This window comes from Nonomuraea jabiensis (genome assembly GCF_014204795.1).
Lineage (GTDB): Bacteria > Actinomycetota > Actinomycetes > Streptosporangiales > Streptosporangiaceae > Nonomuraea > Nonomuraea jabiensis.
The window spans coordinates 12,670,602-12,696,055 of sequence record NZ_JACHMB010000001.1; the positions used below are offsets into that span (position 1 = coordinate 12,670,602).

Sequence of the window (25,454 nt, forward strand, 5' to 3'; positions counted from 1 at the left end):
GTCTAGGCGTTGGCCCGGGCGAGGACCTCCAGAGGGTCGGCGAGGACGTTGGCGAAGGCCAGCTCGGCCGCGCCCACCAGCGGGGCGGCGTCGCCGAGCGACGCCGTGCGCAGCCGCAGCCGCTCCCGCTGCGGCGCCATCGCGTGCAGGGCGAGCTGGGAACGCACCCGCGCGGCGGACCCCAGGTAGATCTCCCGGAGGATGCCCCCGAAGATGACCATCTCGGGGTTGAAGATGTTGACCAGGTTCGCCACGCCGAGGCCGAGCCAGTCGCCGACCTTCTTCAGCGCGTCCTGCGCGCCGATGTCGCCCCGGTCGGCGGCCTCCACCACGGCGCGCACCGCGTCGCGCCCGTGCTGCCCGGGGCCGATGCGGCCCGCCGCCTCCAGCAGCGCCCGCTCCCCCACCTCCGCCTCCAGGCACCCGTGGGACCCGCAGCCGCAGGCGCGCCCGCCGGGGTTGACGACCATGTGGCCGACCTCGCCGCCGTAGCCGTCGTGGCCGCCGAGCAGGTGGCCGCCCGCGATGATGCCGCCGCCGATGCCCACGTCGCCGTGCAGGTAGATGAGGTCCCTGACGGCGGCGCCGACGCCCCGGCTGTGCTCGGCGAGGGCGCCCAGGTTGGCGTCGTTGCCCACGCTGACCGGCAGCCCGAGGCCGAGCCGGCGGCCCAGCTCCTCGCCGAACGGGATCTCCTCGGCCAGCAGGTTGGGTGAGAACCGCACCACGCCGTCGGCCTTGCGCACGCCGCCGGACACCGCCGCCGCCGCGCCCACGCAGACGGTGTCGTCCCTGGTCTTGCGCCGCATCTGCCGGGCGAAGCCGGACAGCGCCCCGGTCAGCTCGTCCAGCACGAACTTCCCGCGCTCGCGGGTCGTCTCACGGCGGTCGAGGATCACCCCGCCCAGCCCCACGCGGGCCACCGCCAGCCGGTCGGGGCCCACGTCGAACGCGAACACGTAGACCCGGGCCGACTCCGGCCGCACCACGAGCGAGGGCCGCCCCGCGCGGCCCGTCTCGCGGGGCAGCTCCTCGCGCACCAGCCCGGCCGCGGTGAGGTCCGAGGTCAGCGCCATGATCGTGCTGCGGTTGAGCCCCATCCTCGAGGTCAGCTCGGCGCGCGAGATCGGCCCGCCCAGATGGACATGGCGAAGCAGCGCGCCGAGATTGTGGCGCCTGATGTCCTCTTGGGAAGGGCCGGCACGCATCGTCTGGTATTCCTTCGGGGGCTGAGAGTCGCTGATCACCTTAGACCAGCGGCCGACGCCCGTTTGCGGGCCAGGGCGTCCACGCCCGCGGCCAGCAGCAGGACGGACCCCGTGACCAGGTACTTCACGCTGGCCCCATACCCCATCAGACCCATGCCGTTCTCGATGACCGCCACCACGGCGCCGCCGAGCACGGCGTCCAGCACCCTGCCCTTGCCGCCGAACAGGCTCGTGCCGCCGATGACCGCCGCGCCGACCGCGTACAGCAGGACGGAGCTGCCGCCCGTGTTCGGGTCGACCGAGCTGGCCCTGGAGGCGGCCACGATCCCGCCGACCGCGGCCATCGAGGAGCAGATCACGAACGCGCTGATCTTGATCCGGTCCACGGGGATGCCGGCCCGGCGGGCGGCCTCGGTGTTGCCGCCGACCGCGTAGAGGTGGCGTCCGAACGCGGTACGGCGCAGCACCAGAGTCCACGCGACCAGCAGCACCAGGATGATCGGCACCACGATCGGCACGCCGGTGAGCGAGACCAGCGCCGGGTTGCGGCTGCGCTCCAGGTTGAGCACGTAGACCGCGAGCCCGGCCAGCACCGCCAGCGCGCCCACGCGGGCGGCGATCAGCGACATCGGGTCGGCCGTCAGCCCGCGCTTGGTGCGCTTCCTGGCCCGCAGGAGCTGGACGGCCGCGAAGACCGCCACGCAGGCCGCGTAGAGCGCCCAGCCCAGCCAGGGCGGCAGGTTCTTGTTGGCGATGGCGACGATCACGCTGTCGCGGATGGAGATGTTCGTGCCCTCCTGGACCAGCACCAGGACCAGGCCCTGGAAGGCCAGGAAGGCGGCCAGCGTGACCACGAACGACGGGATCCCGACCTTGGCGACGAGCGTGCCGAGCACCGTGCCGATGATCACGCCGGTGACGATGGCGGCCAGCACGCACACGTACCAGGGCAGGCCCAGGCTGGTGAGCGTGACGGCGAGCACCGCCGCGCACACGCCGCTGGCGAAGCCGGCGGACAGGTCGATCTCGCCGAGCAGCAGCACGAACACCAGGCCCATCGCGATCAGGGTGATCGCGGCGCCCTGGGTGAACAGGTTGGCGAAGTTGATCGAGGTGACGAAGGCGGGGCGGGCGACGGCGAAGACCGTGCAGAGCACGACCAGCCCCAGCACCGCGGGCAGCGCGCCCATGTCGCCGCCGCGCACGCGCTCGACGTAGGCGAGGAAGCTGTTGCCGATCGACGGCGACTGCGTCGCGGCGGCGATGGCCTCGCCGGGCAGTTCTTTGACCTTGCTCATGGGGTGACCCCGTTCTTGAGGCCGAGTTCCCCGCTGCGGCCTGAGGTGATCAGTTCGACGACCTGGGCGTGGGTCACGTCGGCGGTCTTGACCTGGGCGGCCATCCTGCCGAGGTAGAGGGCCGCGATCCGGTCGGAGACGGCGAAGACGTCGTTCATGTTGTGCGAGATGAGCACGACGGCCAGGCCGGTGTCGGCCAGCCGGCGCACCAGCTCCAGCACCTGCGCGGTCTGGGCCACGCCCAGCGCCGCGGTCGGCTCGTCGAGGATGACGACCTTGCTGTTCCACAGCACGGCCTTGGCGATGGCCACGGTCTGCCGCTGCCCGCCGGACAGGCTGGAGACCTGCTGCCTGATGGACTTCACCGTGCGTACGGACAGGCCGCTGAGGGTCTTCTCGGCCAGCTCCTCCATGCTGTCCTCGTCGAGCAGGAACCCGTTCTTGCGCTCCCTGCCGAGGAACATGTTCTGGACGATGTCGAGGTTGTCGCACAGGGCCAGGTCCTGGTACACGATCTCGATCCCGAGCTCGCCCGCGTCACGGGGGCTGTGGACGTGAACCTGCCGGCCGTCGAACAGGATCTCGCCGGCGTCGATCGGGTAGATGCCGCCGATGCACTTGACCAGGGTCGACTTGCCGGCGCCGTTGTCTCCGACCAGGGCCGTCACCTCGCCGGCGTACGCCTCGAACTCGACCTCGTGCAGCACCTTCACCGGGCCGAAGCTCTTGTCGATCCCGCGCACTTCAAGGAGGGGGGTCATGGGGCTCCCTAAAAGGGGGCACGACCGGTCGGGCCGCGCCCCCTCTGGTGTTATTGAATGCCTGCCTCGGTGCACTTCTTGGCGAAGTCACCCGTGCACAGTTCCTCCTTGGTCACGTAGCCGTCGGTCACCACGTCCTTGACGTTGTCGAGGTAGATGGCCTGCGGCTCGAGCAGCTCGGAGGGGACGTCCTGACCGCTCTCGGGGTCCTTGACGCTGCCGCTCGCCGTGGGCTTCTCGCCCTTGGCCAGCGCCACCGCGAGCTTGGCCGCCGCGTCGGCCTCCTTCTTGACGGCCTTGTAGACGGTCATGCACTGGTCGCCGGCGAGGATGTTCTGCAGGCCCTGGACGGTGGCGTCCTGGCCGGTGACCGGCACCTTGCCGTTGAGGTTCTGCTTCTTCAGCACGGTGATGGCGGCGTTGCCGAGGCCGTCGTTGGCGGCCAGCACGCCGGCGATCTTCGGCTGCTGGGTGAGCATCTGCTCGAAGATCGTGCCGGCCTGGGTGTTGTCCCAGTCGGGCACGGCCTGGTCGGGGCCCTTGACGTACTCGCCGGAGTCGAACTTGGGCTTGAGCACACCGTCGTACCCCTGCTTGAACAGGGTGGCGTTGTTGTCCGTCGGCGAGCCGTTGAGGTAGGCCACGATGGGCTTGCTGGCCTTCTTGTCGGTCAGGCACTTGCTCAGGCCCTCGCCCTGCAGGGTGCCGACCTTGGTGTTGTCGAAGCTGACGTAGTAGGCGGCGCCGCCGCCGAGCGTCAGCCGGTCGTAGTCGATCGTGGCCACGCCCTGGGACTTGGCCTTCTCGATGACCGCCTTGCCGCTGCCGCTGTCCAGGTTCACGATCATCAGGACGGTGGCGCCGTTGGTGATCATCTGGTCGGCGATGGTCTGGAACGCCGTCTTGTCGTTCTGGGCGTTCTGGATGTCGTACTGAACGCCGGCGGCCTTGAACGCCTCTTCGAGGTACTTGCGGTCCGCCGTCTCCCACCGGGCCGAGGACTTGCTGTCCGGCAGGATGACGCCGATCTTCCCGGCCTTCGCCGCCGGGGCTGACGCTGAGGCCGACGAGGTCGACGCGTTGGTCTGACCGCTGTTCCCCCCGCAGGCGGTGAGACCGAGGGCGAGCGTGGCTGCCGCGGCGGTCAGGCTGAGGATCCCCTTGCGCATGGTGCAGGGTCCTTTCTTCCGGAGGGGCCCGGATGAATGTTGTTTGCGGCAACGTATTCCGGGATGGCCTGCTTTGGAAGACCCTGTAGGCCGGGAGTTTGTTGTTTCGGGTAACAATCCAGAAACGTCACCTCAATCTTCCTGGCTCCGGTCTCAGCTGAGCTGTGCGATCACGTTCTGTACGACCAGCGCCACGGCGGAGGCGGCGGCCACCACGAGCACGGCCACCCGCACCTTGCCGCCGTCCAGGTAGCGCCGCAGCGGCCCCGAGACCAGGAACCCGAGCACCATCGGCACGATCAGCACCGCCCCCGTCGCCAGCGCCCGGGCCGGGAGCTCGTCCACGACCGCGAGGATGACCAGCGACTGGGCGGCGCTCAGGAAGAAGAACATCGCCAGCGTCGCCCGGATCTGCGGGCCCTTGGCGTGCTGGTACACCAGCCCCATGGGCGGCCCGCCGATGCCGGTCGCCGTTCCGGTGATCCCGGAGACGAACCCGGCCGAGGCGAGCGTCACCCCGTTGCGCGGCACGCTCAGCGCCCTGGCCGTCAGGGCCACCGCGACGAGCACCATGACGGCGACGAAGACGCCTCTGCTGTACGGGGAGACGTAGACGACGATGACCGCGCCGATGACGCTGCCGGGCAGCCTCCCCAGCACCGCGAACCCGAGCCCGCGCCAGTCCACCGTCCGCCATTCGGCGGCCAGCGTGAACAGCGGGAGCGTCACGTTGACGACCTGGATGGCGCCCGGCATGAGGTCGGGGCCGAGCATGGTGAGCGCGGGAGCGGCGACCAGCGCGAGGCCGAAACCCACCCCGCCCTGGACGATCGCCCCGACGAATACCGCCAAACCGCCAACAATCAGAATTAATGCCGCATCAGTCATGGGCGAGAGTCAATCACCTTCACTATCTGTCACCGTTACCCCTGCGAGAGTGGCCCCGCTGATCGTTAAGCTGCCCTCTGTGCAGTTCCTCCCGTTCAAGCGCGCTCTCGCCCTCGTCTCGGTCCTCGCGACCGTCTGCGTACCCGCCCAGGCCGCCCACGCCGCCCCAGTCACGAGCCCGTTCACCAAGAAGGCCGGGAAGCTGCCCGACGCCGCCTGCCCCGAGACGGCGATCACGTACGGAGGGATTCCGCGGACCCGGCAGTACCTCGCAGCAGTCGTGAAATGTCTGGACAAGTCGTGGGCCGCTTACTTCGAGCGGGCCGGACGGGCGTTCAGCAAGCCCGTCGTGCGGTACTACGAGGAGCCTGAGAGCACCGTGTGCGGGGTGCCCTGGCCCGAGCAGGCGGCGGCCTTCTACTGCATGGAGCGCGGCACCCTGGTCTTCCCCCTCACCGGCCGGTGGATCGAGGACAGGACCGATCTCTATCCGTTCAAGGTGGCCGCCCACGAGTACGGGCACCACCTGCAGAGCCGGCTCGGCGTCTGGCGGCAGTACAAGGCGAGGATCCGCACCGACCGCCAGGGCGAGCTGAAGCGGCGCTTCGAGCTGCAGGCCGACTGCCTGTCCGGGGTGTTCCTCGGCAGCGTGTGGGCGTCGCTGCGGCGTGGCGAGGACGACTGGGCGGCGCTGCTCGACGCCACCAGGGCCAGTGGCGACGAGGACGGCTACCGCAGCCACGGCAGGGGCGCCACCCGCGTCTACTGGCTCCAGCGCGGCTACCGCGCCGTCTCCCCCTCCTCCTGCGACACCTGGTCCGCCCCCGCCGCCAGGGTGTCCTGAGCCTTCAGGCGCAGCCCCATCCCGTCGAGGATCAGCTGCAGCCCGCCCTCGAACGACAGGTCGCCCTGCGGGTCGCCCACCTCCGCCAGCCCCGCCATCAGCCGGGGATAGGCCGCCCGGAACTCCTCCATGTCCGGCATGCCGTCCTCGCCGTCCGTACGCGTCCGGTCGGCCTGCTCCTCCAGCACGAAGCCGGCCACGTAGGCGCTCACCGTGAACAGCCCCCGCGCCGCGTCCCCGGCGCTGAACCCCGCCGCCTCCAGCCCCGCCATCGCCCGCTCCACCACGGCGAACAGGTCGGACGACGGCCGCGTGCCCGCCACCAGCTTGGCCCCGTCGCGGTAGGAGTTGAGCAGCGCGCGGTCGGCGTGCGCGTAACCGGCGATCCACTCCCGCCACTTGCCCGGCTCCGTCAGCGTGGGGCGGGACGTGTGCGCGGACATCATCGCCGCCGCCATCGCGTCCAGCAGCTCCTGCTTGTTCTTGAAGTGCCAGTAGAGGGCGGGGGCCTGCACGCCCAGCTCGCCCGCAAGCCGGCGCAGCGTCAGCCCGTCGAGCCCGACCTCGTCGAGGAGCCGTAGCGCGGTAGCGACGATGGTGCCTTTTTCGAGTGCCACGGTTGACAGCTTAACAACGTTCAATGCACCCTTAACGCTGTTAGATTTAACAGCGTTAAGGAGGGTCTTCATGATCCACGCTGAGGGATTACGCAAACGGTACGGGGACACCGAGGCGCTCAAGGGCATCGACTTGGACGTCCCGGCCGGCACCGTCTGCGGCCTGCTGGGGCCGAACGGCGCGGGCAAGACCACCGCCGTACGCATCCTCACCACGCTCCTGCGCCCCGACGCCGGCCGCGCCGAGGTCGCCGGGCTGGACGTCGTGCGCGACGCGGCCCGGCTGCGCTTCCGCATCGGCCTGGCCGGGCAGCACGCGGCGGTCGACGAGCTGCTGACCGGGCGGCGCAACCTGGAGCTGTTCGGGCGGCTCTACCACCTGAGCAGGGCCGAGGCGCGGCGCAGGGCGGTCGAGCTGCTGGAGCGGTTCGAGCTGGCCGAGGCGGGACAGCGGCCGGTCAAGGAGTATTCGGGGGGCATGCGGCGCCGGCTCGACCTGGCGGCGAGCCTGATCGTGTCGCCGCCGGTGCTGTTCATGGACGAGCCGACCGCCGGGCTCGACCCGCGCAGCCGGATGCGGCTCTGGGAGCTGCTGCTCGACCTGGTGAAGGAGGGCACGACGCTGCTGCTGACCACCCAGTACCTGGACGAGGCCGACCGGCTCGCGGACCAGATCGTGGTGCTGAGGGAGGGCGTGGTGGCCGCCGCGGGGTCACCGGCCGCGCTGAAGAGGCAGGTCGGCGGCGATCGGGTGCAGGTCGTCTTCCGGGAGCCGGGGGACGTGGAGGCGGGGCTGCGGCTGCTGCGCGGCGCCGGCTCCCCGGCGATCGAGAGCGCCGAGGGGCGGCAGGTGACCGTGCCCGCCGCCGACGGCGCGCAGTCGCTCGTCCGCATCGCCGGCGCGCTGGACGCGGCCGGCATCCCCGTGGAGGACCTGGCGCTGCGGCGGCCCACCCTCGACGAGGTCTTCCTCCACCTGACGGCCTGAGAAGGAGCCGGAGAGATGTACGAGACGCTGCGCTGGACTTTGAACGACTCCCTCACCATCGCCGGCCGCACCTACTCGCGGCTGAGGGCCCAGCCGGGCGAGATCGCGGGATTCCTGGTGTTCCCGGTGATCATGACCGTGCTGTTCGGCTACGTCTTCGGCAGCGCGATCACCCTGCCGGGCGGCGGCGACTACCGCGACTACCTCATGCCCGGCATCTTCATGCAGGTCATGGCCATGACGGCGACCTCGGCCGCCACCACCGTGGGCGAGGACATGGCCCGCGGGATCATCGACAGGTTCCGCGCCCAGCCCATCGCCCGCAGCGCCGTGCTGGTCGGGCGGAGCGTGGCCGACCTGTCGATGCACCTGCTGTCGCTGTCGGCCATGGTGCTGACAGGAGTGCTGCTGGCCGGGTGGCGGGCGCACGGCAGCCTGGGGGCGACGGCGGCGGGGTTCGGGCTGCTGGCGCTCTTCGGGTTCGCGATGATCTGGGTGGGCACGTACATCGGCCTGTGGATCCGGAGCGGGGCGCAGGCGGACGCGGCCACCTTCGGCTGGCTGTTCCCGATGACGTTCCTGGCCAACACGTTCGTCCCCATCGAGGGGCTGCCGGCCTGGCTCAAGCCCGTCGCCGACTGGAACCCCATGAGCGCCGTCGTGGCCGCCGCCCGCACCCTGTTCGGCAACCCCACCTCGGTCTCCTCGGCCTGGCCGCTCCGGCACCCGGTGGCCGCCAGCCTGATCTGGTCGGTGGCGATCCTCGCGGTGTTCCTGCCGCTGGCCGTCCACCGCTACCGGACGTTGTCCCGATGACGAAGAGCCGCCCGGCGGGGGTTGTCCCGCCGGGCGGCTCTTCTCTGTGTCGGGTGGTTCCCCCGATACGGGCGCGTGAGGATCGCACCCCACCCCCGGCTTCAACGAGCGGCCAAGGGTTCCCGGCCCCCGCGCGGCTCATGACCGCGCGCGAGCCCGGGAAGTCACTTCGCGAGCAACGAGCGAAGAACGTACTGCATGATCCCGCCGTGCCGGTAGTAGTCGGCCTCGCCCGGCGTGTCGATGCGCACCACCGCGTCGAACTCGACACCAGCTCCGTGCGCGGACGACGCCGTGGCCTTGACGTGGACCGTGCTCGGGATGCCGCCGGAGTTGAGCTCCTCGACACCCGTGATGTCGAAGGTCTCCTCGCCGGTCAGCCCGAGCGACTGCGCCGAGGCGCCCTCGGGGAACTGCAGCGGGAGCACGCCCATGCCGATCAGGTTGGAGCGGTGGATGCGCTCGTACGACTCGGCGATGACCGCGCGCACGCCCAGCAGCGCCGTGCCCTTGGCCGCCCAGTCGCGCGAGGAGCCGGAGCCGTACTCCTTGCCCGCCAGCACCACCAGCGGCGTCCCGGCCGCGGCGTAGTTGACCGAGGCGTCGTAGATGAACGACACCGGCCCGTCGGGCTGGGTGAAGTCGCGGGTGTAGCCGCCCTCGGTGCCCGGCGCGATCTGGTTGCGCAGGCGGATGTTGGCGAACGTGCCCCGGATCATCACCTCGTGGTTGCCGCGCCGCGAGCCGTAGGAGTTGAAGTCCTTCACCTCGACCCCGTTGGCCTGCAGGTATTGCGCGGCCGGGGTGCCGGCCTTGATGGAGCCGGCCGGCGAGATGTGGTCGGTGGTGACCGAGTCGCCGACCTTGACCAGCACGCGGGCGCCGGCGATGTCGGTGACGGGCTCCGGCTTGGACGGCATGCCGTCGAAGTAGGGGGCCTTGCGGACGTAGGTCGAGGACGGGTCCCACTCGAACGTGTCGCCGGTCGGGATCGGCAGCGAGCGCCAGTGGTCGTCGCCCTTGAACACGTCGGCGTAGTCGCGCTCGAACATGTCACGGCCGATGGAGGAGTTGACCACCGCGGAGATCTCCTCCGGCGACGGCCAGATGTCCCTCAGGTAGACCGGCTTGCCGTCGTTGCCGAGGCCCAGCGGCTCGGTGTCGAGGTCGACGTCCATGGTCCCGGCCAGCGCGTACGCCACCACGAGCGGCGGCGAGGCCAGGTAGTTCATCTTGACGTCGGGGTTGATGCGGCCCTCGAAGTTGCGGTTGCCCGACAGCACGGCCGTGACCGCGAGGTCGTTGGCCTGCACGGCCTCGGAGATCTCCGGCGGCAGCGGGCCCGAGTTGCCGATGCAGGTGGTGCAGCCGTAGCCGACGAGGTTGAAGCCGATCTTGTCGAGGTACGGCTGGAGGCCCGAGCGCTCGAAGTAGCCGGTGACGACCTGCGAGCCCGGGGCCAGCGAGGTCTTGACCCACGGCTTGCGGGTCAGGCCCTTCTCGACGGCGTTGCGGGCCAGCAGCGCCGCGCCGAGCATGACGTACGGGTTGGAGGTGTTGGTGCACGAGGTGATCGCGGCGATCGAGACGATGCCGTGGTCGATCTCGAACGAGGTGCCGTCGGCCAGCGTGACGGCCACCGGCTTGTGCGGCCGGCCGCCGTTGGCGCGGGCGTTGGAGGCGGGCGCGTCGGAGGCCGGGAAGGTCTCCTCACCCTCCTCGTCGAGGTCGTCGCTCACGTAGTTCTGGACGTCGTGGCGCCAGGTGGCCTTGGCGGCCGACAGCGCGATGCGGTCCTGCGGGCGCTTGGGGCCGGCGATGGACGGCACGACGGTGCCGAGGTCGAGCTCGATGTACTCGGAGAAGACCGGCTCGGGCGCGGACGGGTCGAGCCAGAGGCCCTGGGTCTTGGCGTACGCCTCGACGAGCGCGATCTGCTCCTCGGAGCGGCCGGTCAGGCGCAGGTAGTCGACGGTCTGGCCGTCGATCGGGAAGATCGCGCAGGTGGAGCCGAACTCGGGACTCATGTTGCCGATCGTGGCCCGGTCGGCCAGCGGCACGGACGAGACGCCCTCGCCGTAGAACTCCACGAACTTGCCGACGACGCCGTGCTTGCGCAGGATCTCGGTGATCGTGAGCACCAGGTCGGTGGCGGTGGCCCCGGCGGGCAGCTTGCCGTTGAGCTTGAAGCCGACCACGCGCGGGATGAGCATGGAGATCGGCTGGCCGAGCATCGCGGCCTCGGCCTCGATGCCGCCGACGCCCCAGCCCAGGACGCCGATGCCGTTCTCCATGGTGGTGTGGGAGTCGGTGCCGACGCAGGTGTCGGGGTAGGCCCTGTTGATGTCGCCGTCGGAGCGGATCATCACCACGCGGGCCAGGTGCTCGATGTTGACCTGGTGGACGATGCCGGTGCCGGGCGGGACGACCTTGAACTCGTCGAAGGCCGTCTGGCCCCAGCGCAGGAACTGGTAGCGCTCGCGGTTACGCTCGTACTCGCGCTCGACGTTGCGCTGGAAGGCGTCGGGGTGGCCGAAGTAGTCGACGATGACCGAGTGGTCGATGACCATCTCGGCCGGCGCCAGCGGGTTGATGCGGGCCGGGTCGCCACCGAGGTCACGCACGGCCTCGCGCATGGTGGCCAGGTCGACCACGCAGGGGACGCCGGTGAAGTCCTGCATGATGACGCGGGCGGGCGTGAACTGGATCTCCACGCTCGGCGCCGCCTCCGGGTCCCAGCCACCCAGCGCCCGGATGTGGTCGGCGGTGATGTTCGCGCCGTCCTCGGTGCGGAGGAGGTTCTCCAGAAGGATCTTCAGGCTGTACGGGAGGCGTGCGGCGCCCTCGACGGCGTCCAGCCGGAAAATCTCGTACGACGCGTCGCCGACGCGTAGCGTGTCACGGCTGCCGAAGCTGTTCGCGGACACGGTGATTCGCCTCCTCCATCAGACATTTGCTCAGACCAAATCCTGCCGCACTCTTCGCACGACCAGCACGTTAGGTGACCCTAACTGGCGAGCTCCGCGGCGGATGTCTCGACGTCAAGATATCCCTAGGTTATCTCGACATCAAGTTAAGTGGGTGCCAGCCGCCAGAACAGCAGGCCGACGATGGCCACCGACAGGATCGGCGCGAGGATCTTCTGCTCGAACTTCTTGCCGGTCTTGATGCCGATCTTCCACGGCAGCAGGAACTTGACCCCCAGCGGCCACAGCACCGGACAGCCCCGTTCGGTCATGCAGTCGCCGACGACATGGATGAGGCAGCCGATCGCCACCGCGAGCCCCAGCCAGGCGTAGCCCACGCCGAGCGAGAGGAAGACGGCGTAGAGGCCGGCGGTCAGCCCGATGTTGACCATCGCGGAGCCCGCCTTGTTGCCGGGGATGCCGACGCCGATCGCCCGCAGGGCCAGGCCGATGAGCAGCACGACCATGATGTCGCGCCCGATGGGATAGGTGTTGGCCAGCCAGTGGGCCCCGAATCCGAGCGCCACCGCGAACGCCAGCGAGTGGGTCGCCCCGCGGTGGCCGCCGCTGATCCAGCACACGGCCTTGCTGATCAACCACGTGATCGGCCCGAACGTCTGCGCGATCGTCGCGCTCGGGTGGTCGAGGTCGGGCAGCATCGCGGCGCCCGCGCAGATGATGGCTCCGGCGATCAGCTCCGCCGGGCTGAGCGCGGTGGCCATGATTCCCGTCTCGACGAACCGGGACGACTCGTTCAGCAACGGAAGTGCGGCGAGAGGCGGCGCCAGCCCCAGCCAGGCGATGGCCCCGGTCATCGCATGCGTGTGCCCCATCATGATCCGGACTGTACGGCAAAGAATCTCTTTACGCGCCGAGACCCGCCTGGCGACAGCCCCGCAAACGCAGACGAGGCCGTCTCCGCGGCGACAGCACCCCCCAGCCCTGCCGACGCGGAACGACCTCGTCTGCTCTAGATAACGAGGCTTTCCTCAATCCTGTTCCCGGATTCCGCAACTTTTTCGTGATCTGGCTCACTCCGGCACCGGGCTTGCGAACGACATACTGTCGATATATCTTTGACACATCGAGAACCGATCACGATATAGGGGGAGAAATGGATTCCGCACAGGCAGCAGGCGGGCACTGGCCCGGCGCGCACGAGTACCGGCAGGCGGCCCGCGAGGCCAAGCAGGCCGCCCGCGAGGCGTTCAGGGCCGTTTCCGAGGCCTTCGACGAAATGGGCGGCCGCCGCCACCGCCATCACGAGCACCACCATCACGAGCACCGCCAGCGCGGCAGGCGCGGCCCCGGGCCCTTCCCGTTCGACTGGGGGCGCGGCCCCTGGGGCGGCCCCGGCGGGCCGTGGGGCGGCCAGCGGGGCTGGGGCGGCCGGGGCCGCAAGGCCAAGCGGGGCGACGTACGCGCCGCGATCCTGGCCCTGCTCCAGGAGGAGCCGCGCAACGGCTACCAGATCATCCAGGAGATCGCCGAGCGCAGCGAGGGCGGCTGGAAGCCCAGCCCGGGCGCCGTCTACCCGGCGCTGCAGCAGCTCACCGACGAGGGCCTGGTGATCTCGGAGGAGAGCGAGGGCCGCAAGACCTTCCGCCTCACCGAGGCGGGGCGCAACTACATCGAGGCGCACGCGGACGAGGTCCGGGCCCCGTGGGACGAGATGCGTCCGGACATCGACGACAACACCGCCGATCTCTGGCACATCGCCCGGCAGTCGGCCTTCGCCATGATGCAGGTTTTGCAGACCGGGAACGACGCACAAATCCGAGAAGCGCGTAAGACTCTTATAGAGACCCGGCGCAAGCTCTACCAGATCCTGGCGGACGACGAACCGGGCGAGGAGTGAGCGCGAGCTTCCGGAAGGATTCGGGATCAGGTATGGACTCGCACGACCTTCGCATCGGCGACGCCGAGCGTGAGCAGACGATGGCCGTCCTGCGCGAGCACTTCGCGCAGGGCCGCCTGACCCACGAAGAGCTGGACGAGCGACTCGACCAGACGCTGGCCTCGAAGACGGCCCGTGACCTGGCCAAGGTGACGGCCGACCTGCCGGGCGCCCACCAGCAGGTGCCCGGCTACCGCGATCCCCTTCCCCAGTACGGCATGGGCGACTGGAAGGACGCGATGGCCGCGCACCGGCACCAGGTGCAGTCGATGCACCAGGCCCAGCGCGACATGCGGCACTCCATGCACCAGGCTCACCGGGAGATGCGCCGTCAGTGGCGCGAGCAGCGCGGCAACCAGCCGTGGCGGCACCACCATCGCGGGCCGCACCCGTTCCTGGGCGTGCTGTTCGTGTTCATGGTGCTGGGGCTGATCTTCGGCGGGTTCGGGATCTTCAAGGTGCTCCTCGTGGTGTGGCTGGGAGCCATGCTGTTCGGCCTCGTCCACCGGCGCTTCCACCACCGGCGCTGACGGTCCGCCCAGATCGTTTTGGGCCTTGACCCTGTCAGGGGCTCATTTCATGATCGGGGCGGATCTTCAGAGTCGAAGGGACGCCGCATGACCCAGCAGGGCGCTCCGGCCCGCCGCACGAACCCGTTCGCCGCCGTCGCCCCAGCCGACGGCCTTGCCCTGGACGTGCCGGAGTACCAAGCCGGTTTCGACCGCGACCACGCGATCTGCCCCGAACCGATGTGGAAGCTGGAGCGGGCCCAGCACTTCTACGAGCCCGACGTGGCGAGCTGGCGGGCCATGATGGACGGCGACTGGGAGCGCTCCCTGGCCCTGACCGCGCGCATGGCGGCGACCGTGGCCGACTATTTCCGGCACCGCGTCCCGGTCAGGCGGGTGCGGGTCGTCGAGTTCCCGATCACCTCGTACCTGCAGTGGGAGATGCACGTGCTGGCCCTGCGCGCCAGGGCCGGCTCCCCGTGCCGGGTGGTGCCGGCGGAGCGGGTGGCCGGCCTCGACCCGATGCCGGAGCTGGTGATCTTCTCTCCGTCCCTGATGTACGAGGTGCTGTACGACCGGTACGGCGGGGGCATGGGCGGGCGGCGGATCACCGATCCCGCGGTCGTGGGGCCGTGCCTGCGGACGGTCCAGGAGCTGTTCGCCGAGGGGGAGAACGTGCTCGACTTCTACGAGCGGGAGATCGTGCCGCTGCCGCCGCCGCAGGTCACCGACGAGATGCGGGCCGCGCTGCCCGCCTACGCGCACCGTACCGAGGAGTTCCGGGTCTGACCGCCCCCTTCTCTCCGCTCAGCAGGCCGGGAGCCGGGCGCACGCCACGAGGTGGCCGGGTTCGGCCTCCAGCAGCGCTCCCGTGCCGCCGCGCTCGTGGTAGAGGCAGGTCTCCACGGGCGTGGCGTCGTCCCAGGCCCGGTTCAGGCGCGGCACGGCCGACAGCAGCTCGCGGGTGTACGGGTGCAGCGGATCGCCGAAGACCTTGTCCGTCAGCCCCATCTCGACCACGCTCCCCCGGCGCAGCACCACCGTGCGTTCGGCGAGGTAGTTGCCGAGCGAGAGGTCGTGCGTGATGTAGAGCACGCCGAGGCCCCGGGTCTTCAGCTCGGCGAGCAGGTTGAGCACGTCGATGCGGGTGGAGGCGTCCAGCATGCTGGTGATCTCGTCGGCCACCAGCAGCTTGATGTCCAGCAGCAGCGCTCGGGCGATGAGCAGGCGCTGGAGCTGGCCGCCGCTGAGCTGGTGCGGATACTTGCCGAGCACCTGGTCGGGATTGAGCCGCACGTCGCGCAGGGACGCCGCGACCCGGCCGGCCCACTCGGCCGCCGGGACGGACGGGTAGTACGACTCCTTGATCAGGTCGAACACCCGGTCGGCCTTGAACACCGGGTTGAACGAGCTGAACGGGTCCTGGAAGATGCCCTGGATGTGGCGGTAGTACTGCTTGCCGCCGCGCACGGGCCGCCCGTCGAAGGTGATCGTGCCGCTGGTGACCGGGTTCAGGCCGAGGATCATCCGGCCGATCGTGCTCTTGCCGCTGCCGCTCTCCCCGATGAGGGAGACGACCTCGCCGGGCACGACCTCGAAGCTCACGTTCCGTACGGCCGCGACGCTCCTGCCGCCGAACGCGCCGATCCTGAATTCCTTGGTGACCTCGTCGAGTTTCAGCATCAGGCCTTCCAGCAGGCGACGTGATGGTCGGGGGCGAGCTCGACCACGGGCGGTTCCTCGGCGCACTCGTCCCCCGCGATCGGGCAGCGGTCGCGGAAGCGGCAGCCGGCGGGCGGGTCCAGCAGCGACGGCGGGCTGCCGGCGATGCCCTCCAGCCTGCGGTCGGCGTAGCGGACGCCGACCTCGGGCAGGGAGTCGAGGAGCAGCTTCGTGTACGGGTGGCGGGGCGCCTTGACGATCACGTCGGCGGGCGCCTTCTCGGCGAGCTTGCCCGCGTACATGACCATGATCGTGTCGGCGATGTGGTGGGTGAGCGCGAGGTCGTGGGTGACGAAGATCATGCTCTTGACGTAGCCGCTCTCGCGGAAGCCGAGCAGCGCGCGGGCGACGGCCTTCTGGGTGGAGACGTCGAGCGCGGAGGTGACCTCGTCGGCGATCAGCAGGGACGGGTCGAGCAGCGTGGAGATGACCATCACCATGCGCTGCTTCATGCCGCCGGACAGCTCGATCGGGTAGCGGTCGAGCACCTCGCGGGGCAGGCCGACCTGGTCCATCCGGCGTTCCAGCTCGGCGGCGTCCACCTCCGCGCCCCTCGACCTGAGCAGCTCGCCGACCATCCTGCGGATCTTTCGGGTGGGGTTGAGCGCGCTCATGGCGTACTGCGGGATGAGGGAGACCTCCTTGAAGCGGAAGTCGTTCATCGCGCGGTCGTCGGCGATGGGCAGCTCGCGGCCGTCGAGCACGACCCGGCCGCCGACGTGGCGCATGCGGCCGTCCATGCGGATGAGGCTCTTGCCCAGCGTGCTCTTGCCGCAGCCGGACTCGCCGACCAGGCCGAGGATCTCGCCGTCCGACAGCTCGAAGGACATGCCGTCCAGGGCGCGGACCTCCCCCCTGAGCGTGCGGTAGTACACCCTCAGCTCGCTGACCTGCAGGCTCATGTCTCCCTCAGTTTCGGGTTGAAGACCTCGTCGAGGCCGACGTTGGCCACGTACAGGGCGCCCACGATGGCGGTGATGGCCGCGCCCGGCGGCACGAACCACCACCACATGCCGAGCTGGAGCGCGCTCCACTGGTTGGCGTTCTGCAGCATCAGGCCGAGCGAGACCCCCTCGGTCGGGCCGAGGCCGATGAAGTCGAGCGAGGAGGCGATGAGGATCGAGCCGCCGAACAGCAGGATGAACGTCATGAACAGGTAGGAGCTCATGTTCGGCGCGATCTCCCTGGTGATGATCTTCCAGGTGCTCGCGCCGCTCATCCTGGCCAGGTCCACGAACTCCCTCGTACGCAGCGAGAACGTCTGCGCCCTGATCGCCCGCGCCGCCCACGGCCACTGCGTCAGGCCGATGAACAGGCCCTGCACGGCCACGCTCCTGATCCCCAGGTACGCGTTGATGATCAGCAGGACGGCCAGGGTCGGGATGACGAGGATGACGTTGGTCAGCATGTTGAGCACCTCGTCGACGATGCCGCCGCGGTAGCCGGCCACGAAGCCGACGAGCATGCCGATGGCCGCCGCGATGCCGCCGCCGACCACGCCCACGGCGAAGGTGCTGCGCAGGCCGTGCACGAACTGCAGGAAGATGTCCTGGCCGAACGTGGTGGTGCCGAGCCAGTGGCCGGCCGAGGGCGGGCTCATGGGCTGGGGGCCGTACTCGTTGGGCGTGCCGCCGGTCAGCACCGGCCCGATCAGGCCGAGCAGGAGCAGCGCCAGCACGAGGCCGAAGCCGAACATCAGCTTGCCGTTGCGCACCGCGAAGTAGAGCGCCTCGCGCCGGACCCCGGCCCGCTCGCGCGGGGCGACTTCCTGGAGTGCCGTCATGCCTGCGCACCCGCCATTCCCGCCCTGGTACGCGGATCGACCACGACGTAGACGATGTCGATGATGAAGTTGGCGATCAGCACGCCGAGGACGATGAACAGGAACGTGCCCTGGAGCAGGAAGAAGTCCTTGTTCTTGATGGCGTTGAGAATCAGGCTGCCCAGGCCCGGGTAGGCGAAGACGATCTCGGTGACCAGGGCTCCGGCCACGATCACGCCCAGTTGCAGGGCCAGGCCGGTGATCTGGGGCAGGACGGCGTTGCGGAAGGCGTACCTGCGGATGAGCCTGGCCGGCGCGCCGAGCGCGGCCAGGTAGTTGGAGTAGTCGGACTCCAGCTCATAGATGATCATGTTGCGCATGCCGATGGCCCAGCCGCCCAGCGCCACCAGGAACAGCGACAGGAACGGCAGCGTCCAGTGGTGCAGCAGGTCGAGCAGGAACGGCCACGACCAGTTGGGCCGCATCGAGAAGCTGTAGCCGCCGGCCACCGGGAACAGGCCGGCGATCACGCCGAGCGCCCAGGCCAGGAGCACGGCCAGCCACATGTACGGCATCGCGGTCAGGACGTACCCGACCGGGAGCACGGTGTTGTCGAGCAGCTTGCGCCGGGCCGCGTACGCGCCGAACCGGTTGCCCACCACCCAGCTCAGCAGCACCGACGGGATGATCAGCGCCAGCGTGTACGGCACCGCGGTCATGATCACGGAGCTGACGGGGGAAGGGAACAGCCAGATGCTGATCCCGAAGTCGCCCCTGAACAGCGCGGCCCAGAAGTTGAGGTACTGCGTGATCAACGGCTGGTCGAAGCCGAAGAGGTTGCTGTAGTAGACCCGCATCGCCTCCGCGGCGGCGGGCTGGGTGACGTTGGCCCTGGCCACCATGCTCGCGACCGGGTCGCCGGGCATGAAACGCGGGATCAGCCAGTTGACGGTGACAGCGACGAAGAAGGTCAGCCCGTAAATGAGCAGTTTTCTGCCGAAATATCGACGCACGTGATGCTTTCTCCGTGAGAGCCGTGAAAGTCCCCCGCTCCGGCCGGAGCGGGGGACGATGGGGTCAGGAGCCGGAGGGCTGGAGCTGCGTGAGGGTCTCGAAACCACCCAGTTCGAGCCAGTTGTGCCACATCACGGCCGGGGTCTTGGGCGCGCTGCCCGCCGCGGCCGGCCAGTTCTTCCACACCTGGTTGCTCGACTGCGCCCACAGGCCGTTGTACCAGAGCGGGATCACCGGCAGGTCGTCCAGGTGGATCTGCTGGAGCTGGGAGATGATCTTCTTCATGCCCTCGACGTCGTCGGTCTTGACCTGGTCGAGCTGCTTGGTCAGGTCCCAGGCCCGCTTGTTCTCGTAGCGGGCGAAGTTGACGGTGTTCTGCTGTTTCTGGACCGGGAGCTGGAAGAGGTACTCGTAGTAGGTGTACGGCGAGTTGGACAGCTGCCGCTCGTTGTTGATCAGCAGGTCGAAGTCGCCCTTGGCGCGCTTCTCCACCAGGGCGTTGAAGTCGGGGAAGTCCGGGGTGATCTGGATCCCGGCGGTCTTGGCGCTGGCGGCGATGGACCTGGCCGACTCCATCCAGTCCGTCCAGCCGGACGGCACGATGATGGTCAGGCTGATCTTGGAGCCGTCCTTGTTCTCGACGTACCCGTCGCCGTCGGTGTCCTTGTAACCGGCGTCGGCCAGCGCCTTCTTCGCCTTGGCCGCGTCGAAGGCGAACCCCGACTTCGCCACCACGCTCTGGTCGACGTACTGCTCCCACTGCGGCAGCAGGCCGGTCGGGCTGGCGGCCTTGACGAGGTTGCCGTACACGCCTTCGACGATCTTCTTGACGTCGATCGAGGAGGCGAGCGCCTTGCGGAAGGCGGGGTCGTCCATCGGCTTCTTGGTGGTGTTGGGCACCAGCCAGGCGGTGTTGGCCGACAGCATGTACGGCGGCTCGCCGTAGTAGGTCGTCAGGCCGAAATTGCCCTTCACCAGGTTGGCCACGCCGGGCAGGAAGTTGTTGCTCAGGTCCATGCCCTTCTGCAGCAGCAGGCCCATCGCGACCTCGTTACTCGGGGTGGCGATGTCGACGATGTAGCGCGGCTTGGGCTCCATGTTCAGCGCGCTCTTGCCCCACCAGTCGTCGCGCCGCCGCAGCACGACGCGGTCCTGGTCCTTGGCCATGAACGTGTACGCACCCGTGCCCACCGGGTTCTCGTTGATCCCGTCGAGGACCTCCTTCTCCGAGCGGCCCTTCCAGATGTGCTCGGGGACGATCGACCGGCTGTACAGGTTGAAGTCCCACTGCTGGTAGTTGGCCGTGGAGAAGCTGAACTTCACCGTCTGGTCGTCGGCGGCCTCGACGCTCTTCAGCCAGGTCCACAGGTTGTGGTACGGGATCGTCTCCATCTTGCCGAGCTCGAAGGAGTACACCACGTCCTTGGCCGTCAGAGGCTGCCCGTCGGCCCACTTGACGCCCTGGCGGAGCTTGACCTGGTACGTCTTGTCGTCGGCCCACGAGCCGCTCTCGGCCAGCCAGGGGGTCAGCTTGCCGGCGGTCGCGTCGTAGTGGAACAGCGTCTCGTAGACCAGGCCCTTGGTCCCCGTGGCGTGGTCCCATTCCCTGATGGGGTTGAAGTTGACGGGCGGCCCCCACTGGGTGCCGGTCGTGTAGAGCGTCTCGTTGCGCGGCAGCGAGTCGGGGTTGGCGCCGGCCGCCGTGCCCTGGCTCTGCGGCTGGGAGGCCGGTGGGGTCGGCGTGGCTCCGCCGCCGGTGCAGGCCGCGGCGAGCAGGCCCGCCGCCACGAGCGGAATCATGATCCGAGCCCGGTTTCGCATCGCTTCTCTCCTTCCTCCGCGCGGGGCGCGAAGGTTCGCACGTCTTCCATCGACCCCCGATGGGCCGGCTTGCTCTCTGGGAGCGCTCCCAGGAGAAACGCGGAACGCGCTCCCGCCCTGGAGACCGGTGAGCGATCACATTGGAGTAGTCACAGGCCGCAGGGGCCTGCTGAACCGGATAAGTACCGCGAACGTAAGTTCAGGATGTCCGCGCCGTCAATACCCGTGACGTTTTCGAGACGCGCCCCGCAAACGCTCTCAGCGGTTCGATCCGGTTGACCTCGACCGCGCTTGAGGTTGCACGGTGGAGCGCATGGAGAGCTTCACGATCGGCGTCATCCTGCCGGGCGTCGCCGTGCAGCGGCGCGACGGCATCGACCTGCCGGCGGCCGCGCGGCACGCCGAGGACGCCGGGCTGGACGGCGTGTGGCACGGCGACCACCTGGCCATCGGCGGGCCGACGCTGGACGGGCCCATCGCCCTGGCCGCCGCGGCGGCGGGCACCCGGAGGATCAAGGTGGGGATGAGCGTGTTCGTCCCCGCCATCCGGCCCCTCGCGTGGGCCGCCAAGCAGATCGCGACCCTGCAGTACGTCACCCACGACCGCCTCGTCCTCGGAGTGGGCTCGGGCGGCGGTCCCGGGCAGTGGGCCGCGGCGGGGGCGCCCTACCGCTCGCGCGGCCGGCGTACCGACACGGCCCTGGAACTGCTGCCCCGGCTGCTGTCGGGCGAGGAGACGCGGCTGCCGGACGAGCCCGGCGAGCCGCCCGTGCGGCTGGCGCCCGCCGCCACGATGCCGCCGGTGTGGGTCGGCAACGCGTCCGGCGCGGCGATCCGGCGGGCGGCGCTGCTCGGCGACGGGTGGTTCCCGTCGCTGGTCCCGCCCCGGGAGGTGGCCGAAGGCCGGGCCCGGCTCGCGGAGCTGGCCGAGAGCCGGGGCCGTCCCGTGCCGGTCGTCGCGATCGGCGGCACGGCGGCCCTGGGCAGCGGCGACGGCGTCCCGTCCCGGGAGGAGATCGCGTCGGGCGTCGCCGCCGCCTACGGCCGCCCCTTGGCGGAGGTCCTGCCGATCCCGCTCACCGGCCCGCCGGAGCGGGCCGCCGAGGCGCTCGCCGCCTACCGTGACGCCGGGGCGGGCCACGCGGTCATCGGCGTGGCGGGCGGCGACTGGCGCGCCCAGGTGGACCTGCTGGCGAAGGTGCGCGACCTGCTGCGGTGACGCCCCCGGCCGTTCAGAGCCAGCCCATGCGCTGGGCCGTGCGGATGGCCTCCAGGCGGTTCTGGGCGTTGAGCTTGGTCATCGCGCTCGACAGGTAGTTGCGTACGGTGCCCTCGGTCAGGTGCAGCTCGGCCGCGATCCGCGAGATCGTGGCCCCGTCGCCGGCCAGCCGCAGCGCGTCGCGCTCGCGCTCGGTCAGCGGGCTGTCGCCGGCAGCCATCGCGGCGGCGGCCAGCTCGGCGTCGAGGTAGCGGCCGCCCGCCTGGACCTTCCGGATCGCCATGGCCAGCTCCTCCGCCGAGGCGTCCTTGCCGAGGAAGCCGCTCACCCCCGCCGCCATGGCCCTGCGCAGGTAGCCGGGGCGGCCCAGGCTCGTCAGGATGACGATCTTGCACTGGGCGCTGATCTGCTCGGCCGCGCTGAGGCCGTCCATGCCGGGCATCTCGATGTCGAGCACGGCCACGTCCGGCCGGTGCTCGGCCACGGCGGCCACGACCTCGTCGCCCCTGCCCACCTGGGCGACGACCTCGATGCCGTCCTCCAGGTCCAGCAGGGCCGCGATGGCGCCCCGGATCAGGTGCTCGTCGTCGGCCAGCAACACCCTGGTCGTCATGCCGGCACCGCCGCGCGCAGCAGGTAGCCGCCCTCGTGCGTCGGCGCGGCCTCCAGGGTGCCGCCGACCGCGCGTACGCGCTGGGCCAGCCCCGCCAGGCCGTTCGGCGCGTGCTCGCCCGCCGGCCCGCTCACCCCGTCGTTGGACATCTCCAGCACCCCATCCTCGATCGTGATCGTGCAGCGTTCGGCCCTGCTGTGCTTGAGCACGTTGGTGGCGCCCTCGCGCACGACCGTGGCCAGCAGCGTGCGGGTCTCCGGCGCCAGGGAGCCCGTCTCGGCGCGCACGGTGCATCGTACGTCCGCCGCCTCCAGCACGGCCCGCACGCTGGCGAGCATCTCGTCCAGGTCGACGGCCCGGTAGCCCTGCACGACGGAGCGCACCTCGCGCAGCGACCGCCGGGCCAGGTCGCGCACCGCGAACATCTCCTCGGCCGCCGCCGCCGGGTCGGCGGGCAGCGTGCGCGAGGCGCCCTCGGCGCGGGCGGCGATGTCGGTGAGGCTCTGCCCGAGCAGGGCGTTCAGGTCGCGGGCGAAGCGCAGGCGCTCCTCCGAGACCGCCAGCCTGGACTGCGCCTCCTGCCCCTCGTACGCCTCCTTTGCCACCCCCCAGATCCACAGGTTCGTCAGCACGCCGCCCACGCTCACGCCGGTGAACACCGACTGCACCAGGAGCGTCCCCCATGGGGGCGCGCCCAGCAGCGTCACGTAGAGGTTGAAGAGCACGACGGACAGGACCGACAGGATCACGATGGTGCGCCTGCGGACGAAGAGCCCCAGCATGCCCAGCCACGCCGGGATGGCCCACATGAGCCCGTTGACGGCCAGGACCAGGACGATCACGCCGGTCACCGCGAGGATCGCGGTGGGCCGCCTGCCGCCCCTCATGGCCACCCGGTGCGGCCGCGTCGCCAGCACGTTGAAGACCAGCAGCAGGACGGCGCCGGTCAGGACCACCGGCCACGGCACCCCGAAGTCCCGCCAGCGGACATAGAGGTCGTAGTAGCCGAAGAACGAGAGCACGTTGACGAAGTCGGTCGAGAAGGCGACCACCCAGCGGATCTTGTCCAGCTTCGTCGCACGGCGGATCACGCGGGCACCGCCGCTCGCAGCAGGAACTCCCCCGTGGGGGTCGGCCGGGCGGAGAAGGAGCCGCCCGCCGTGGCCAGCCGCTCCGACAGCCCCCGCAGGCCGCTGCCGGGGGAGGCGGGGCGCCCGTCCAGACCGTCGTTGAGCATCTCGAGCACGCCGCCGTCGATCGTGATCGTGCAGCGGGTGGCCGCGCTGTGCTTGAGCACGTTGGTGGTGCCCTCGCGGACCGCCCAGGCCAGCAGCGTCCTGGCGGCCGGCGACAGCCCGTCGGCCCTGGCGTCGATCAGGCAGCGCGCGCCGGCCGCCTCCAACGCCACCCGCGCGCCGGCCAGCTCCTCGTCGAGGTCGAGCGTCTGATATCCGTGCACCGCCTGCTGCACCTCGGCCAGCGACTCGCCGGCCAGCCGGTGCACCTGGGCCATCTCGGCGGCCGCCCGCCCGGCGTCCTTGGTCGCCAGCTTGGCGGCCAGCTCGCTCTTCAGCGTGATGACCGACAGGCTGTGCCCGAGCAGGTCGTGCAGGTCACGGGCGAAGCGCAGCCGCTCCTCCGACACCGCCAGCCGGGCCTTGGCCTCCTTGCCGTCGTGGGCGTCCCGGATCGTCCACCAGATCCAGCGCCAGAGCAGCATGGCCCCCGTCAGCGCGACCGCGCTCAACGTCTCGGGGAGGACCACCTCGAACCATTGCCCGCCGGTCACGGCCACGAAATAGCCGCTGGCCAGGCCGATCACGGTCACGTTGAGACAGAGGGTCACGGCCGGCGGCACGTAGAGGGCGGCGGTCGACGCCCACAGGACGCCGACCTCCAGCCAGGTGGGCACGCCCTCCACCGGGTGGCGCGGCACCAGCAGCACCGCGACCGCGGCGAACAGCCCCGCGATCACCAGCTTCGGCGTGGGCCGTGGCTTGACGTCGTAGGCGTCCCTGAGCAGGAAGGGGAAGAGGCTGAAGTATCCCAGCAGGCAGATGATGACGACCGCGGCGTGGAGCGTGGAGATCGTGCCGCTCATCAGATAGGTGACGGTGACCGCCACGAACATGACGCCCAGGAACATGACCGTGGCGTCCATCCAGTAGAGCAGGATCTTCCGCGCCGTCTCCGGACGCGCCGCCATCACGTCATCCCCCTGCCGCTGGAAACCTCGCCCGTCGCGGAAATCCTATAGTCAGGGAGAGGTCTGCCAAAGAATCCGCGACACGTCCGGCTTGGGGGCGACTCCGCGCAGCGACAGCCAGGCCAGGCCGTGGCGGGCGGCGTAGGCGGCCAGGGTCCGGGCGTCGACCTCGTTCAGGTCGCCCTCGCCCGCCAGCACCGGGCTGAGCGCGATGCGCGGCCACGCCTCCTCGGGGTCGTCCAGGCCCTGGGCCTGCGCGATCTGGTCCCTGGCCGCCAGCACGGCCTCCGCCACCCGGCGCAGCCGGCCGTCCGGGGCGCCGCGCGGCTCGATGTCGGCCAGCAGGTTGACGGTGCCGATCTCGGCGCCCGCCTGGCGGGTGGCCCGCAGCATCGCCACGTCGCCGGAGCCCAGCCCTTCCGGCTTCAGCGACAGCGTGAAGCTGACCTGGAGCGGCCGCTCGCGCTGCATGGCGTAGATGGCCCGCGCCCGGCGCAGCACGGCGGCCTCGTCCTTGCTGTCGCTGACCTCGAAGTCGATGGTGTCGGCGTCGAACGCCCCGACCACCCTGCGGTAGGCGGCCGCGAGCCCGCCGGGCCTGGTGCAGGTGTCGGCCAGCTCCTGCCCCTCCGGGCCGCCGAACACGGGCGCGGCGTCGCCGCCCAGCGCCCTGAGGCGGCCGATCCGGTTGGCGACGGGGTTCTGGCCGGGATCGAGCGGGTCGGACTGGGACGGACCATTCCATTTGGGCGCGCAGCCGTCGTCGCCCGCGACGAGGTGGCCGAGCGCGTAGCGGCGCACACCGGTGCGCCGGGTCTCCTTGGGCAGGTCGAACTCGGGCTCGCGAGCGGTGTCGACGAACTCCACGAACGCCGCCTGCGGCTCCACCGCCACCGGTGGCGAGGCGGCAGGGGTGTGCCTCACCACCGGCGGTCGCGGCGCGAGCGTGGCGCCCGCGGGAAGCAGGCGCACGATCGCTCCGGTGGCGCCGGTGAGCGCGAGGGCCGCGAGGATCGCGAGCGGGCGCGGGAGCGTGCCCGGCTCCCTCTTGTGCCGCGGCATAGGCCACCCCACGTGGTCATTCGGCTACGTACCGGCGCTGACTCGAACGGTAGCAAGCGCGCGAGCCGCTGGGC

General features: G+C 70.3%; 24 protein-coding genes. 7 read left to right on the forward strand and 17 right to left on the reverse strand.

Going from position 1 to position 25,454, the window contains the following annotated elements:
- Positions 1-2: 2 nt before the first annotated feature.
- The 5 genes from HD596_RS57790 to HD596_RS57810 form a co-directional block, all read right to left on the reverse strand.
- Positions 3-1,208 (reverse strand): ROK family transcriptional regulator, encoded by a 1,206-nt coding sequence (locus HD596_RS57790; RefSeq protein ID WP_185077811.1) that lies wholly within the window; start codon positions 1,206-1,208, stop codon positions 3-5.
- A 35-nt stretch (positions 1,209-1,243) separates the two neighbouring features.
- Complete coding sequence (locus HD596_RS57795) at positions 1,244-2,506, reverse strand: sugar ABC transporter permease (protein WP_185077812.1); 1,263 nt, start codon at positions 2,504-2,506, stop codon at positions 1,244-1,246.
- Positions 2,503-3,267 (reverse strand): ATP-binding cassette domain-containing protein, encoded by a 765-nt coding sequence (locus HD596_RS57800; protein WP_185077813.1) that lies wholly within the window; start codon positions 3,265-3,267, stop codon positions 2,503-2,505. The genes HD596_RS57795 and HD596_RS57800 overlap by 4 nt, the downstream gene beginning before the upstream one ends.
- Positions 3,268-3,317: 50 nt before the next feature.
- Positions 3,318-4,436, reverse strand: coding sequence for a sugar ABC transporter substrate-binding protein (locus tag HD596_RS57805; protein WP_185077814.1), 1,119 nt, complete (start codon positions 4,434-4,436; stop codon positions 3,318-3,320).
- Between the two features lie 153 nt (positions 4,437-4,589).
- On the reverse strand, positions 4,590-5,288 hold the full coding sequence (locus HD596_RS57810; protein ID WP_246555514.1) for a sulfite exporter TauE/SafE family protein: 699 nt from the start codon (positions 5,286-5,288) through the stop codon (positions 4,590-4,592).
- A 115-nt stretch (positions 5,289-5,403) separates the two neighbouring features.
- On the opposite strand from HD596_RS57810, the gene HD596_RS57815 reads away from it, so the two are divergent.
- Positions 5,404-6,168 carry a neutral zinc metallopeptidase gene (locus HD596_RS57815; RefSeq protein WP_185077816.1) on the forward strand — a complete coding sequence of 255 codons (765 nt, stop codon included), beginning with the start codon at positions 5,404-5,406 and terminating at the stop codon, positions 6,166-6,168.
- Here the strand turns inward: HD596_RS57815 and HD596_RS57820 are convergent.
- Positions 6,105-6,785, reverse strand: a complete 681-nt coding sequence (locus HD596_RS57820; RefSeq protein ID WP_185077817.1) for a TetR/AcrR family transcriptional regulator C-terminal domain-containing protein — start codon at positions 6,783-6,785, stop codon at positions 6,105-6,107. The two genes, HD596_RS57815 and HD596_RS57820, sit on opposite strands and share 64 nt — an antisense overlap.
- 70 nt (positions 6,786-6,855) lie before the next feature.
- On the opposite strand from HD596_RS57820, the gene HD596_RS57825 reads away from it, so the two are divergent.
- The gene (locus HD596_RS57825; RefSeq protein ID WP_185077818.1) at positions 6,856-7,773 is read left to right on the forward strand and encodes an ATP-binding cassette domain-containing protein; all 918 of its coding nucleotides are present in this window, start codon (positions 6,856-6,858) and stop codon (positions 7,771-7,773) included.
- A 15-nt stretch (positions 7,774-7,788) separates the two neighbouring features.
- Positions 7,789-8,589, forward strand: coding sequence for an ABC transporter permease (locus HD596_RS57830; RefSeq protein WP_185077819.1), 801 nt, complete (start codon positions 7,789-7,791; stop codon positions 8,587-8,589).
- A gap of 164 nt (positions 8,590-8,753) precedes the next feature.
- Here the strand turns inward: HD596_RS57830 and acnA are convergent, their stop codons facing one another.
- Positions 8,754-11,516: an aconitate hydratase AcnA gene (gene acnA, locus HD596_RS57835; RefSeq protein ID WP_185077820.1), complete on the reverse strand. Its 2,763-nt coding sequence runs from the start codon at positions 11,514-11,516 to the stop codon at positions 8,754-8,756.
- A 146-nt stretch (positions 11,517-11,662) separates the two neighbouring features.
- Positions 11,663-12,391 (reverse strand): metal-dependent hydrolase, encoded by a 729-nt coding sequence (locus HD596_RS57840; protein WP_185077821.1) that lies wholly within the window; start codon positions 12,389-12,391, stop codon positions 11,663-11,665.
- Between the two features lie 278 nt (positions 12,392-12,669).
- On the opposite strand from HD596_RS57840, the gene HD596_RS57845 reads away from it, so the two are divergent.
- From HD596_RS57845 to HD596_RS57855, 3 genes are all read left to right on the forward strand, one after another.
- Positions 12,670-13,413 carry a PadR family transcriptional regulator gene (locus HD596_RS57845; protein WP_185077822.1) on the forward strand — a complete coding sequence of 248 codons (744 nt, stop codon included), beginning with the start codon at positions 12,670-12,672 and terminating at the stop codon, positions 13,411-13,413.
- 32 nt (positions 13,414-13,445) lie between these two features.
- Positions 13,446-13,982, forward strand: coding sequence for a DUF1707 SHOCT-like domain-containing protein (locus HD596_RS57850; RefSeq protein ID WP_185077823.1), 537 nt, complete (start codon positions 13,446-13,448; stop codon positions 13,980-13,982).
- Between the two features lie 87 nt (positions 13,983-14,069).
- Positions 14,070-14,750 carry a DUF6879 family protein gene (locus tag HD596_RS57855; protein WP_185077824.1) on the forward strand — a complete coding sequence of 227 codons (681 nt, stop codon included), beginning with the start codon at positions 14,070-14,072 and terminating at the stop codon, positions 14,748-14,750.
- A gap of 18 nt (positions 14,751-14,768) precedes the next feature.
- On the opposite strand, the gene HD596_RS57860 is transcribed toward HD596_RS57855, so the two are convergent.
- The 5 genes from HD596_RS57860 to HD596_RS57880 form a co-directional block, all read right to left on the reverse strand.
- The gene (locus tag HD596_RS57860; RefSeq protein WP_185077825.1) at positions 14,769-15,644 is read right to left on the reverse strand and encodes an ATP-binding cassette domain-containing protein; all 876 of its coding nucleotides are present in this window, start codon (positions 15,642-15,644) and stop codon (positions 14,769-14,771) included.
- Positions 15,644-16,585, reverse strand: a complete 942-nt coding sequence (locus HD596_RS57865; RefSeq protein ID WP_185077826.1) for an ABC transporter ATP-binding protein — start codon at positions 16,583-16,585, stop codon at positions 15,644-15,646. Before HD596_RS57865 ends, HD596_RS57860 begins: the two co-directional genes overlap by 1 nt.
- On the reverse strand, positions 16,582-17,466 hold the full coding sequence (locus HD596_RS57870) for an ABC transporter permease (RefSeq protein ID WP_185077827.1): 885 nt from the start codon (positions 17,464-17,466) through the stop codon (positions 16,582-16,584). Before HD596_RS57870 ends, HD596_RS57865 begins: the two co-directional genes overlap by 4 nt.
- The gene (locus tag HD596_RS57875; protein WP_185077828.1) at positions 17,463-18,458 is read right to left on the reverse strand and encodes an ABC transporter permease; all 996 of its coding nucleotides are present in this window, start codon (positions 18,456-18,458) and stop codon (positions 17,463-17,465) included. The genes HD596_RS57870 and HD596_RS57875 overlap by 4 nt, the downstream gene beginning before the upstream one ends.
- A 64-nt stretch (positions 18,459-18,522) precedes the next feature.
- Positions 18,523-20,280, reverse strand: coding sequence for an ABC transporter substrate-binding protein (locus HD596_RS57880; protein WP_185077829.1), 1,758 nt, complete (start codon positions 20,278-20,280; stop codon positions 18,523-18,525).
- 313 nt (positions 20,281-20,593) lie between these two features.
- On the opposite strand from HD596_RS57880, the gene HD596_RS57885 reads away from it, so the two are divergent.
- Positions 20,594-21,499 (forward strand): LLM class flavin-dependent oxidoreductase, encoded by a 906-nt coding sequence (locus tag HD596_RS57885; protein WP_185077830.1) that lies wholly within the window; start codon positions 20,594-20,596, stop codon positions 21,497-21,499.
- Positions 21,500-21,512: 13 nt separating this feature from the next.
- Here HD596_RS57885 and HD596_RS57890 read toward each other — a convergent pair whose 3' ends face one another.
- The 4 genes from HD596_RS57890 to HD596_RS57905 are packed head-to-tail and all read right to left on the reverse strand — an operon-like array spanning position 21,513 to position 25,380.
- Positions 21,513-22,112 carry a response regulator transcription factor gene (locus tag HD596_RS57890; RefSeq protein WP_138695434.1) on the reverse strand — a complete coding sequence of 200 codons (600 nt, stop codon included), beginning with the start codon at positions 22,110-22,112 and terminating at the stop codon, positions 21,513-21,515.
- Positions 22,109-23,203, reverse strand: coding sequence for a sensor histidine kinase (locus tag HD596_RS57895; RefSeq protein ID WP_185077831.1), 1,095 nt, complete (start codon positions 23,201-23,203; stop codon positions 22,109-22,111). The genes HD596_RS57890 and HD596_RS57895 overlap by 4 nt, the downstream gene beginning before the upstream one ends.
- A complete protein-coding gene (locus tag HD596_RS57900; RefSeq protein WP_185077832.1) occupies positions 23,200-24,318 on the reverse strand; it encodes a sensor histidine kinase in 1,119 nt (372 codons plus the stop codon). Before HD596_RS57900 ends, HD596_RS57895 begins: the two co-directional genes overlap by 4 nt.
- A gap of 51 nt (positions 24,319-24,369) precedes the next feature.
- Complete coding sequence (locus HD596_RS57905) at positions 24,370-25,380, reverse strand: glycoside hydrolase family 18 protein (RefSeq protein WP_185077833.1); 1,011 nt, start codon at positions 25,378-25,380, stop codon at positions 24,370-24,372.
- Between the last annotated feature and the right edge of the window lie 74 nt (positions 25,381-25,454).